This is a genomic window from Pseudarthrobacter sp. fls2-241-R2A-127 (assembly GCF_030209355.1).
Classification (GTDB): domain Bacteria; phylum Actinomycetota; class Actinomycetes; order Actinomycetales; family Micrococcaceae; genus Arthrobacter.
Genome location: NZ_JARVSF010000008.1, coordinates 281164 through 293671, shown reverse-complemented (window position 1 = coordinate 293671; position 12508 = coordinate 281164). Strand labels below are relative to the sequence as shown.

Here is a 12508-nt window from a genome sequence, read left to right as displayed (position 1 = left end):
TTGGGGTTTCAGGCCTGGAGGCTGTTGAGGGAGTCCTTGGCGGCAGCGGCCACGGCTTCCGCGGTGATGCCGAACTCCTGGAAAAGGCGCTTGTAGTCTGCGGAAGCGCCATAGTGCTCGAGGCTGATGGAATGGCCGGCGTCGCCGACGAATTCCCGCCAGCCCAGGGCCAGGCCGGCTTCCACCGAGACGCGTGCCTTGACGGCGGCCGGGAGGACGGATTCGCGGTAGGCGGCGTCCTGCTTCTTGAACCATTCGACGCACGGCATGGAGACCACGCGGGCGGCAATGCCATCGGCCTGCAGGGCTTCGCGGGCCTGGACGGCCAGCTGGACCTCGGAGCCGGTGGCAATGAGGATCACGTCGGCCGGCACCGTGGCGCCATCCTTCGACGCCTCAGCCAGGACGTAGCCGCCCTTTGCAACACCGGCGGTGGAACCGAAGGTGTCGCCGTCGGCGTCGCCCGTACCGCGTTCCCAGGTGGGGATGTTCTGGCGCGTCAGGACGATTCCTGCCGGGTTGGCGTGGTTTTCCAGCATGGTCTTCCATGCAGCAGCGACCTCGTTGGCGTCGCCCGGGCGGACAACGTCCAGGCCCACGATGGCGCGCAGGGAGGCGAGCTGTTCCACCGGCTGGTGGGTGGGGCCGTCCTCGCCCAGGCCGATGGAGTCGTGCGTCCAGACATACAGCGACGGCACACCCATGAGGGCGCCGAGGCGGATGGCGGGGCGCTGGTAATCGCTGAAGATCAGGAAGGTGCCGGAGAAGGCGCGGGTGTTGCCCGCCAGGCTGATGCCATTGACGATCGACGCCGCAGCGTGCTCGCGGATGCCGAAGTGCAGCACCCGGCCGTACGGGTTGCCGGACCACGCGTCGGTCTGCTTGGAAGCCGGCACGAAGGACGGCGAGCCCTCGATGGTGGTGTTGTTGGACTCGGCGAGGTCGGCGGAGCCGCCCCAGAGTTCGGGCATGACCGGGCCCAGTGCGTTGAGGACCTTGCCGGACGCTGCGCGGGTGGAAACGTCCTTGCCTGCGGGGAAGACCGGGAGGGCGTCGTCGATGCCCTCGGGCAGTTCGCGGGCTTCGATGCGCTGAAGGAGTGCGGCGCCTTCCGGGTTTGCTGCCTGCCAGGCGTTGAAGGACTCTTCCCATTCCTTGTGTTCGGCAGCGCCGCGTTCAACCACGGAGCGGGCGTGCTCGAGCACTTCCTGGTCCACCTCGAAGGACTTGGCGGGGTCGAAGCCCAGTACTTCCTTCAGTGCGGCGACTTCCTCAGTGCCCAAGGCCGAGCCGTGGATCTTGCCGGTGTTCTGCTTCTTGGGTGCCGGGTAGCCGATGATGGTGCGCAGCGAGATGATGGACGGCTTGGAGGTTTCGGCCTTGGCTGCGAGCAGGGCCGAGTAGAGCTCCTGGACGTCTTCCTTGTATTCGCCAGTGCGGGTCCAGTCCACGCGCTGGGTGTGCCAGCCGTAGGCCTCATAGCGCTTCAGGACATCCTCGGTGAATGCGATGTCGGTGTCGTCCTCGATGGAAATGTGGTTCTCGTCGTAGATCACCACAAGGTTCCCGAGTTCCTGGTGGCCGGCCAGCGAGGATGCCTCGGAGGTAACGCCTTCCTGGAGGTCGCCGTCGGAGGCGATGACCCAGATGGTGTGGTCGAACGGCGACTCGCCCGCCGGAGCGTCGGCGTCAAACAGTCCGCGCTGGCGGCGCTGCGAGTAGGCGAAGCCCACGGAGGACGCAAGGCCCTGGCCCAGCGGACCGGTGGTGATTTCCACGCCGGCGGTGTGCTTGTACTCAGGGTGTCCGGGGGTGAGTGAACCCCAGGTGCGCAGCGCCTCAAGGTCCTTCAGTTCCAGCCCGTAGCCGGAAAGGAACAACTGGATGTAAAGCGTCAGGGAGGTGTGGCCGGGGGACAGGATGAAGCGGTCGCGGCCCAGCCAGTGCGGGTCGCGGGGGTCGTGGCGCATCAGCTTCTGGAAGAGAAGGTATGCGGCCGGGGCCAGGCTCATCGCCGTACCGGGGTGGCCGTTACCCACCTTCTCCACGGCATCGGCAGCCAGGACGCGGATGGTGTCCACGGCCTTCTGGTCCAAGCTGGTCCATGACAGTTCTTGCTCTTCCAAATGTGGCACGAAAACCGGGCCCCTCTCTGTGCTGGCGGCGGTTGGTACACCGGTTCCATCAGAGCGCGCTGTGGGCGGCCGCTGCGGTGTGTGTACCAGCCGTTCACCATCGAAACGTTGATCCTTGCCATCAGTCACCGACAGCAGCGGGAATGCGTTTTCCACCGCTTTCTTGCTGCGTGCTGATCTGGTGACAGCTTAGCTCTTATCCATAGTCCGGGCGGCGCAAATCTCACGTTTTGGACGCAATTTCACCTTTTGTGAAACGTTCCGGCGAGGGGCTGACTTAATCTGCTCGAATGGGCCTTCGAGCAATCAACTGCGCATATGGCGGGCCCGGGACGGGGGTGCCGGCGCGGTATGATATTCGGAGGCCAACACCGGTGGGCATCAATGTCGCCCGGAGTTTCCCGGCTGATGCAGGCACATGGCAATTTCCGTCCGTCGTGCCATGCCCGGGACCGGGCCGTACGACCGGAGCTGCACAGCCAGCCTCAACTGCCACACAGAACGGGTGACTGCCACCGTGAGCACAACAGATACGCCGCTAAACGCATCCCGGGCCTCCGGCGCCGGGTTTGCCCGCAAGGCAAAGGCGTATCTCGCCCTCACCAAGCCCCGCGTGATCGAACTGCTCCTGGTGAGCACGCTGCCCACCATGATCTACGCCGAACGGGGCTTCCCCTCGATCGGCCTGATCCTTGCCACCCTGGTGGGAGGCGCCTTCGCCGCCGGCAGTGCCGGGGCATTCAACTGCTACATCGACCGGGACATCGACAAGCTGATGCACCGCACCGAGAACCGGCCCTTGGTGACCGGCGAAGTCACGCCCCGTGAAGCGCTGGTTTTCTCCTGGCTGCTGGGGGCGGCGGCGATCGTGATCCTCTGGTTTGGCGCCAACCCGCTCTCGGCCTGGCTCGGCCTCGGTGCCATCTTCTTCTACGTGGTGGTCTACACCATGATCCTGAAGCGCCGCACCGCCCAGAACATTGTGTGGGGAGGCGCCGCAGGCTGCTTCCCGGTCCTGATTGCCTGGGCCGCGGTGACCAATTCGGTGGAGTGGCCGGCGATCATCCTTTTCATGGTGATCTTCCTGTGGACCCCGCCGCACTACTGGCCGCTCTCCATGCGTTACGGCGAAGACTACCGCAACGCCAAGGTCCCCATGCTGGGCGCCATCGCCGGCGCCAAGGTGGTCTCCGTCCAGGTAGTCCTCTACGCCTGGGCCATGGTTGCGTGCTCCCTGCTGATGATTCCCGCCGGCGGTGCCGGCTGGGTTTACACGGTCACCGCCGTCCTGGCGGGCGCCTGGTTCCTCTATGAATCCCACGCCCTGTATGGCCGCGCCCAGCGGGAGGACATCTCTGACAAGCGCGCCATGAAGGTGTTCCATGGTTCCATCAGCTACCTGACGCTGCTCTTCATCGCCCTTGCGGTGGACCCTTTCATTGGGCGTGCGGTGGTGGGCGGCTAGCCGTAACACCTCGCAGGACCGAAGGCGGCCCCCACCTCAAGGTGGGGGCCGCCTTCTTGGTTTGCGCCGCAGGCGTGGGGCCCTTTTTGTTGCCCCGGCGAACGATTTGACATATTTGTCATATCGATCACGTTAACTGTCATTGAACATGACCTCCTGCTTAGGGTGGACCGGACCCTTCCCGCAAGCAAAGGAATAAGCCCATGGAAGCCCGTCCCTCAGCCGTCCCGGCGCCCAGCCACAGTCCACCGGGCGGACACCGCAACAAAGACCGGAAAAAACTACGCTTGCCTGGATTTGCTTCACATCTGGGTGCCGACGCCCCGGCATCCCTGGTGGTCTTCCTGGTGGCACTCCCACTCTCCCTTGGCATCGCCGCGGCATCGGGCGCCCCCATCATGGCGGGACTGATCGCCGCCGCCATCGGCGGCATTGTGGCCGGCAGCCTGGGTGGCTCCCCGCTCCAGGTGAGTGGACCCGCGGCCGGGCTCACCGTCGTCGTGGCCAGTCTCGTGCAAGAGTTCGGCTGGCAGGTCACGTGCGCTATTACCGTGGCGGCCGGCGTCGTGCAGCTTCTGCTGGGAATCAGCCGCGTTGGCCGGGCAGCCCTGGCCGTTTCCCCCGTGGTGGTCAAGGCCATGCTCGCCGGCATCGGCGTCACCATCATCCTGCAGCAGCTCCACGTGCTCTTGGGATCGCAACCCGCGGGCTCTGCCCTTGAAAACATCACGGCGCTGCCCGCGGCCATTACCAACCTGGAACTGCATGCGGCCCTGCTCGGCCTCGCAGTCATCGCGATCCTGCTTGGCTGGCGGTTCCTTCCGTCTGGTGTCCGCCGGGTGCCGGGCCCGCTGGCAGCTGTTGCGGCGGGCACCGCGTTGGCCGTCGCCTTTGCTCCGGGGGTTGAGCGGATCTCCCTCGGCGGGTCCATCTTCGATGCCGTCGCCTTGCCGCAGCTGCCGGATGGAAACTGGCGGGCGTTTGCGTTCGCGGTCCTGACCATGGCCCTGATCGCCAGCATCGGATCCCTCCTTTCCGCGGTGGCCGTGGACAAAATGCACACCGGCCCGCGCACCAACCTCAATAAGGAACTCGTCGGCCAGGGCGCCGCAAACATCGTCTCCGGATCACTGGGCGGCCTTCCCGTCACGGGGGTGATTGTCCGCAGCGCCACCAATGTGGAAGCCGGCGCGGCCACCCGGGCGTCCGCCGTGCTGCACGGCGTCTGGGTCCTTGCCTTCTCGGCGCTCTTCGCCGGGCTGATCCAGCTCATTCCGCTGGCCGTCCTGGCCGGGCTGCTGGTGGTCATCGGTGCGCGCCTGGTTAAGGTGGCCGATATCCGCACCAGCCTGCGGACAGGCGACCTGCTCATCTACGCCGTGACCCTGGGTGCGGTCGTCTTCCTTAACCTGCTGGAGGGCGTCATGATCGGGCTGGCCCTGGCCGCCGCCTGCGTGTTGTGGCGCGTCCTGCGGGCCCCGATCCATGCCCACCCGCCGGCCGTGCCGTCGTCGCCCTGGCGGGTGACCGTTGCGGGATCGTGCAGCTTCTTCGCCCTTCCGCGGTTGAACGGGACGCTGCAGTCCCTTCCTGCCGCCGCGGACGCCGTGGTGGAGTTGAATGCGGACTACGTGGACAACTCGTTCCGCGAAGCCCTGCTGGCCTGGCAGGTCCAGCAACAGGCCGCGGGCGGCACGGTGAGCCTCGAAGAGCACGGGAACACGTTGTTCCGGGATGCCGCGCACCAATCGCCGCGGCGTGGTGGAGCCAGCGAGCTGCCGCTGCCGCCGCGGAAGGAATCCTTGCTGCAGGGCATCAATAAATATCACCGCCGGTTCGCGGACCGGGTACGTCCGCTGGTGCACGACCTGGCCGAAGGGCAAAATCCGGACGCCCTGTTCGTGGCCTGCGTCGACTCCCGCGTCAACCCCAACCTGATCACCAGTAGTGGCCCGGGCGATCTCCTGACCCTGCGGAATATTGGGAACGTGGTGTGCAACAAGGGCCAGGATGCCTCGATCGACTCGGCGCTGTCCTTCGCCGTCAACGGCCTGGGCGTGAAGTCGCTCGTGATCTGCGGGCACTCGAACTGCGGCGCCATGAACGCGCTGATTGCGGAGGCGGACGGTGCGGACCACGGTTCCCTGGATCCTTCGTTCGGCCGCTGGCTGGGGCACGCGCGCCAAAGCCATGCGGAATGGCTCGCGGGCCACCCCGTGGGCAGGCAGGCCGCGGCTGCGGGGTACTCCGCGGTGGACCAGTTGGCGATGGTCAATGTTGCCGTGCAGTTGGGCAAGCTCGGCACCCATCCGCACGCCGGGCCGGCCCTGGCCGGCGGACGGGTCCAGGCAATTGGGCTGTTCTACGACATTGCCACCGCTCGGGTCCTGGAAGTGCGGCCGGACGGCATAGCGGACCTCGATCCCGCGTTAGGGTCCGGGTTGCAGGACAGCGTCCTGGCGTCCGGTTAGGCCCGGCGCCTGATCCAGGGTTCGCCACAATGCACAGGCGCCCCGGTCCGGAGGGACCGGGGCGCCTGCTCTGTGGCGGTGTCTTGGCCTAGCTGGCCGTGCTTGAGCGTGCGATGTCCCAGGCGTTCGTGGAAGCGGCCATGAGCAGCGCCGCACCGAGCATATGGGCCGCCACCAGCAGCGCGGGAATGCCGTTGTAGTACTGGGTGAACCCGATGACAGCCTGCAGGACCGTCACTCCGAGGAGGGCCAGGACAGCGGTCCTGAACGGTCCGCGGATCCGCCGGCGGATGACCAGGACCAGGGCAACCACCGTGCCGGCAGTCACCAGGTAGGCGGGCACGGCGTGGATGTGCGAGACGAGGTCCCAGTCGAGGTCGTTGCGGGGTGCATTCGCGTCCCCCGCGTGCGGGCCCGCTCCGGTCACCACTACGCCGAGCATGACGGCAACAGCAGAGAAGAGGGCGACGGCGGCCGTCACCGGGCGCACGACGGCAGGAAGGACCGCCGGCCGTGCCGCCGGGAAACGGCCCGTTCGGCCGAAGGCGCGGTTCACCAGCAAAGTGGAGAACACCACCAGGGCCATGGACACCAGGAAGTGCAGGCCCACCACCCACGGGTTGAGGTTGGTCAGGACGGTGATGCCGCCGATCACTGCCTGCGCCGGGATGCTGGCCAGCAGGCCCAGGGCCAACAGGAAGAGGTCCTTGCGTTCCTTCCGCAGGTTCCACAGGTAGACCAGCAGCAGCACGGCTACGGCGGCCAGAACAAACGTCAGGAGCCGGTTCCCGAACTCGATGAAACCGTGAATGCCCATTTCCGGGGTATTCACCAGCGAATCAGAGGTGCAGCGCGGCCACGTGGGGCAGCCAAGTCCGGACGCCGTCAGCCGGACGGCGCCGCCGGTGACCACCAGGAGTGTCTGCCCGATCAAGGAGGCGACGGCGAGACGGCGGACGCGGACGTCCACAACGCGGGGCAGCCGGGACGCCAGGCGGCTGGCGAACTGGGGGAGGCGTGAAGCCGTGGTCACGATTTTCTCAATTCCACTTGAACCAACGGATGGCTGCGGCGCCGGCGATGACCGTCCAGAGCAGCAGGATGAGGGCGGCGCCGCCGTTCACGGCTCCGCCCAGGAATGCGGCGCGCATGGACTCGCCGAGCGCGCCGGAGGGCAGGAAGTGGATGACGGCCTGTGCTGCGGCCGGCAGCCGTTCGGCCGGGATGACGATGCCGCCCATGGCCCCCAGGAGGATCCACAACAGGTTGGTGATGGCCAGGGTCGCTTCCGGCCGCACCGTTCCGGCCACCAGCAGTCCCAGTGACGTGAAAGCCGCCGCGCCAAGCGCCAGCAGCCCCAGGCCGGGAAGCCAGCCCGCCGCCGTCGGCTGCCAGCCCAGCGCCAGCGCCACGGTGCCCACCACAACCACCTGCAGGCACAGGACCGCCAGGACTGAGAGGACCTTCCCGGCGATCAGGCCACCGCGGCCCAGCGGCGTGGTGGACAGGAACCGCAGGACGCCGTACCGGCGGTCGAATCCGGTGGCTATGCCCTGGCCGGTAAAGGCGGTGGACATGGCGCAGAGGGCGAGGATGCCGGGGACCGCCACGTTCACGCGGCTGGAGCCCATGCCGTCCAGGAACGGGGTCACCGTCAGGCCGACGAGGGCCAGCAGCGGAAGCACCACGGCAAGGATCAACTGCTCGCCGTTTCGGAGCATGGTCAGCGCCTCGTACTTGCCCTGCAGCAGCACGCGACGCAGCAGTGTGGCGGGCTGCTGTTGCTCCTTCAAGGCTGCGGCGCTCATCGGATGTCCTTTCCCGAAATGTCCAAAAAGACGTCTTCAAGGCTACGCGCCTGGAGGCTCATGGACGCCGGCATGATGCCTTTCGCTTCCCACCACTGGGCAAGGGCTGCCAGATGGTGCGGCGTCAGGGCTCCGGTCACGGTATAACTGCCGGCCCGAGCTTCGGAAACCTCGACGCCGGCGGGCAGCACCGCGGCCACGTCCAGGCCCGCGGGGGCTTCGAACACCAGCGTCCGGACATGCTCGGCGTCCTGGTCTTCCACCGGGCGGTGCTGCAGGAGCTCCTGGACCGTACCTTCGGCCACGTTGCGGCCGGCGTCGATGATGTAGACGTAATCGGCAAGGCGCTGGGCGTCGTCCATCAGGTGGGTCGTGAGGATGATGCCCATGCCGCTGTCGCGGAGTTCGGTAATCAGGTCGAACACCAACTGGCGGGACTGCGGGTCCAGGCCGGCGCTTGGCTCGTCCAGGAACAGTACTTCGGGCCGGCCGATCAGTGCGGCGGCGAGGGCCAGGCGCTGCTTTTGGCCGCCGGAGAGCCTCCGGACGCTGGTCCGGCTGAACGTATCGATGCCCAGCCTGCCCACCAGGTCCTCCAGCGGCCAGGGGTTGGCGTAGAGGCCGGCGATATGCCGCAGCAGCGGCAGGGGCCGTGCCGACGGCGGGAGCCCGCCGTCCTGGAGCATGACGCCAACGCGGGCACGGAGGCCGGCGCCGGCCTCCGCCGGGTCCTCGCCCAGCAGCGAGATGCTGCCGCCATTGCGCTTTTGCAGGCCCTGCGCGCATTCGAGGGTGGTTGTCTTGCCGGCACCGTTGGCGCCCAGCAACGCGGTCACTTCTCCCCGCTCGGCGATGAGTGAAACGCCGCTCACCACCCGGAGCATCTTTCCGTCCAGGCTGGACAGGGGGCCTACGTCCTTGATGAGCCCATTTATGGACAGGACAGGGGACTTGGGGGATCGCACCAAAGTATTCTACGGGATGTAGTATTCGGTGCCGTCCCGGCCGGAGGTCCGGTGGCGGGATGACACCGGGCGTGGACGGCCAGCGGTCACATTCCGCCGGGACCTCAGGTCAGCCTGCCCTTACTGGAGTCGCGGAGTAAATTACGACATGATTGTGTTGTGTATTCCATGACCAACGCTGCTGCTGCGCCCGTGGCCGGGCCGGGACCTGTGGCTGATGCCGACGAGCGTACCCGTGACCGGGTGCTCGCTGCCGTCCTGGAACACGGACCCGTGAGCGCGGCCGAACTCGGAGACATGCTGGGATTCACCCCGGCGGCTGTCCGGCGCCACCTGGACCACCTGGCGCGTGCAGGGGTCATCGAAGTCAAGCGGGTGGCCAAGCCCGGTGCTGGAGCAGGCCGCCCGGCCCGCCGGTACGTCCTGACTTCACAAGGCCAGTCGAGCCTGGGCAACGACTACCTGGACATTGCGGCCCTGGCTCTCCAGCAGCTCCAGAAGGTCGCCGGCCCGGACGCGGTGCGGGCCTTTGCGGAAGAGCGCTTCGCGGCCATGGAGCGGCGTTACGCACCCGAAATCGAAGAGGCCGGACCGGACATCCGGGACCGCGCCACGGCACTTTCGGCCGCATTGAGCCGCGACAACTTCGTGGCCTCCGCCGCCGCCATCGAAGCGAAGGCGCCGCTGCCCGCCGCGCTTTCCAGCGTGCAGCTCTGCCAGGGCCACTGTCCCATCCAGCAGCTTGCAGCCCGCTTTCCCGTTTTCTGCGACGTCGAAACCGAAGTTTTCTCGAGGCTGGTGGGAGTGGACGTCCGCCGCCTCTCCACCCTGGCCCGCGGCGGCCACGTCTGCACCACCCACATTCCTACAGGCAGGCTGCCTGCCGAACCGGCCACCGTGCCGGCCGCAGCCCCCGCCGGCCTGGACGAAGTAATCAACCATCAGCAAGAAAGGCCGTGATGACGGACCAACTATCAGAGAAAGCAGTAGCCGAAAACACTGTGATCTCGGAGATTCTGGAAAAGAATCCCGAGCTCCACGGCATCGGCAACTACGAGTACGGCTGGGCTGACAAGAACGATGTCGGCGCCAATGCACGCCGCGGGCTCAACGAAGAGGTTGTTCGGGACATTTCGGCAAAGAAGAGCGAGCCGGAATGGATGCTTGACCTTCGCCTCAAGGGCCTGAAGTACTTCGACCGCAAGCCCATGCCCACCTGGGGCGCGGACCTCTCCGGCATCGACTTCGACAACATCAAGTACTTCGTGCGGTCCACCGAGAAGCAGGCTGCCACCTGGGATGACCTGCCCGAGGACATCAAGAACACGTACGACAAGCTGGGCATCCCCGAAGCCGAAAAGCAGCGGCTTGTTTCCGGTGTCGCGGCCCAGTATGAGTCCGAGGTTGTCTACCACCAGCTGCGCGAGGACCTCGAGCGGCAGGGTGTCATCTTCCTGGACACCGACACCGCCCTGAAAGAGCACCCGGAGATCTTCCAGGAGTACTTCGGCACCGTCATTCCGGTGGGCGACAACAAGTTCGCTTCGCTGAACACCTCCGTTTGGTCCGGCGGCTCCTTCGTGTACGTGCCCAAGGGCGTCCACGTCGAGATCCCGCTGCAGGCCTACTTCCGCATCAACACGGAAAACATGGGCCAGTTCGAGCGCACGCTGATCATCGCCGACGAAGACTCCTACGTCCACTACATCGAAGGCTGCACCGCGCCGATCTACACCTCGGATTCGCTGCACTCCGCCGTCGTGGAGATCATCGTCAAGAAGGGCGCCCGCGTCCGCTACACCACCATCCAAAACTGGTCGAACAACGTCTACAACCTGGTGACCAAGCGCGCCATCTGCGAAGCGGGCGCCACCATGGAATGGATCGACGGCAACATCGGCTCCAAGGTCACCATGAAGTACCCGGCCGTCTACCTGGTGGGCGAGCACGCCAAGGGCGAGACCCTGTCCATCGCGTTCGCCGGCGAAGGCCAGCACCAGGACACCGGTTCGAAGATGGTCCACATCGCACCGAACACCAAGAGCTCCATCATCTCCAAGTCCGTTGCCCGTGGCGGCGGCCGTGCCGCTTACCGCGGCCTGGTCCAGGTCCGGGAAGGCGCCAAGCACTCGGCCAACACCGTACGCTGCGATGCCCTCCTGGTGGACACCATCTCCCGGTCTGACACCTACCCGTACATCGACATCCGCGAGGACGATGTCCAGCTGGGACACGAGGCAACTGTCTCCCGCGTCAGCGAGGAGCAGCTGTTCTACCTCATGTCCCGCGGTATGCCCGAGGACGAGGCCATGGCCATGATCGTGCGCGGCTTCATTGAGCCGATCGCCCGCGAACTGCCCATGGAATACGCCCTTGAGCTGAACCGCCTCATCGAACTCCAGATGGAAGGATCCGTCGGTTAATGACTGCCGAAGCTACTACTGAAAAGGCGCGCATCGGCGCACCGTCGATCGCCGGCTTCACCGAGGAGGGCGAACACCTCGTTGCCTCCAAGGTGGACCGCCACCACAGCCACGGCGTGCAGGTCATGGCCTCCCGCGCCGAACGCCTCACCAGCCACAAGGTGGCCGATTTCGCGCTGCCCAACGGCCGCGAAGAGGAATGGCGCTTCACCCCGGTGCGCGAACTGGCGAACCTGCTCTCCGACACTGCCGCGGAAGCCGGCGCCCTGGGCGTATCGGTCGAGGCACCTGAGGCTGTCCGCCAGGGAACCCTGCGCGCCGGTGAGGCCCCCCGCGGTGCCACCCTGGTCCCGGCCGACCGTGCCGCCGTCGTGGGCTCCGCCAACTCGGAGGAGGCCCGGCTCATCTCGATCCCGGCCAATGCCGAGCTGGATGCCCCCGTGCGGCTTGTGCTGACCGGCAACGGGGCAGGACGACGCACCAACTCCCACCTTGTGATCGAAGCCGGGGAGAACAGCCGCGGCGTCGTGATCATCGAACACGACGGATCCGCCGACCACAACGGCAACGTGGAGATCCTGGTCCGCGAAGGCGCCCACCTCACCGTCGTTTCGTTGCAGCTCTGGGGTGACGATGCCAGGCACCTGGCCCAGCACGACGCAGAGGTCGCCAAGGACGCCGTCTATAAGCACATCGCCGTCTCCCTCGGCGGCAAGATCGTGCGGATGAACTCCAACGTCCGGTTCGCCGGTGAGGGGGCCGAGGCCGAACTCCTGGGCCTCTACTTCGCCGACGCGGGCCAGCACCTTGAGCACCGCTCCTTCGTGGACCACAACGTGGCCAACTGCAAGTCCAACGTCCTGTACAAGGGCGCACTGCAGGGCAAGGGCGCGCACACGGTCTGGGTTGGCGACGTCCTGATCCAGAAGCAGGCCGAAGGCACCGACTCCTACGAGAAGAACCAGAACCTGGTGCTGACCGAGGGTTGCCGCGCGGACTCCGTGCCGAACCTCGAGATCGAAACCGGCCTGATCGAAGGCGCAGGACACGCGAGTGCCACCGGACGCTTCGACGACGAGCACCTGTTCTACCTGATGGCACGCGGCATTCCTGAGGATGTTGCCCGCCGACTGGTGGTGCGCGGCTTCCTGAACGAGATCATCCAGCAGATCAAGGTTCCGGCACTGGAAGAGCGCCTGACCGAGGCTGTGGAACGCGAACTCACCGCAATCGACTACTAG

General features: G+C 66.3%; 9 protein-coding genes. 5 read left to right on the top strand and 4 right to left on the bottom strand.

The window, feature by feature from the left end; all coding sequences use genetic code 11:
- Positions 1 to 8: 8 nt before the first annotated feature.
- On the bottom strand, positions 9 to 2126 hold the full coding sequence (tkt, locus tag QRN53_RS05985) for a transketolase (RefSeq protein ID WP_285243231.1): 2118 nt from the start codon (positions 2124 to 2126) through the stop codon (positions 9 to 11).
- A 514-nt stretch (positions 2127 to 2640) separates the two neighbouring features.
- Here tkt and QRN53_RS05980 point away from each other — a divergent pair.
- Positions 2641 to 3600: a heme o synthase gene (locus QRN53_RS05980; protein WP_285243093.1), complete on the top strand. Its 960-nt coding sequence runs from the start codon at positions 2641 to 2643 to the stop codon at positions 3598 to 3600.
- Between the two features lie 203 nt (positions 3601 to 3803).
- Positions 3804 to 6071, top strand: a complete 2268-nt coding sequence (locus QRN53_RS05975; RefSeq protein WP_285243092.1) for a SulP family inorganic anion transporter — start codon at positions 3804 to 3806, stop codon at positions 6069 to 6071.
- Between the two features lie 88 nt (positions 6072 to 6159).
- Here the strand turns inward: QRN53_RS05975 and QRN53_RS05970 are convergent, their stop codons facing one another.
- From QRN53_RS05970 to QRN53_RS05960, 3 genes are read right to left on the bottom strand one after another with little or no spacing between them, the layout of a single operon-like run.
- Positions 6160 to 7104 (bottom strand): COX15/CtaA family protein, encoded by a 945-nt coding sequence (locus QRN53_RS05970; protein ID WP_285243091.1) that lies wholly within the window; start codon positions 7102 to 7104, stop codon positions 6160 to 6162.
- A gap of 7 nt (positions 7105 to 7111) precedes the next feature.
- Complete coding sequence (locus QRN53_RS05965) at positions 7112 to 7879, bottom strand: ABC transporter permease (protein ID WP_285243090.1); 768 nt, start codon at positions 7877 to 7879, stop codon at positions 7112 to 7114.
- Positions 7876 to 8844 carry an ABC transporter ATP-binding protein gene (locus tag QRN53_RS05960; RefSeq protein WP_285243089.1) on the bottom strand — a complete coding sequence of 323 codons (969 nt, stop codon included), beginning with the start codon at positions 8842 to 8844 and terminating at the stop codon, positions 7876 to 7878. The genes QRN53_RS05965 and QRN53_RS05960 overlap by 4 nt, the downstream gene beginning before the upstream one ends.
- A gap of 168 nt (positions 8845 to 9012) precedes the next feature.
- Between QRN53_RS05960 and QRN53_RS05955 the strand changes: the two genes are divergently transcribed.
- The 3 genes from QRN53_RS05955 to sufD are packed head-to-tail and all read left to right on the top strand — an operon-like array spanning position 9013 to position 12508.
- The gene (locus tag QRN53_RS05955) at positions 9013 to 9804 is read left to right on the top strand and encodes a helix-turn-helix transcriptional regulator (protein ID WP_285243088.1); all 792 of its coding nucleotides are present in this window, start codon (positions 9013 to 9015) and stop codon (positions 9802 to 9804) included.
- Positions 9804 to 11267: a Fe-S cluster assembly protein SufB gene (gene sufB / locus QRN53_RS05950; protein WP_285243087.1), complete on the top strand. Its 1464-nt coding sequence runs from the start codon at positions 9804 to 9806 to the stop codon at positions 11265 to 11267. Before QRN53_RS05955 ends, sufB begins: the two co-directional genes overlap by 1 nt.
- Complete coding sequence (sufD, locus tag QRN53_RS05945) at positions 11267 to 12508, top strand: Fe-S cluster assembly protein SufD (protein WP_285243086.1); 1242 nt, start codon at positions 11267 to 11269, stop codon at positions 12506 to 12508. The genes sufB and sufD overlap by 1 nt, the downstream gene beginning before the upstream one ends.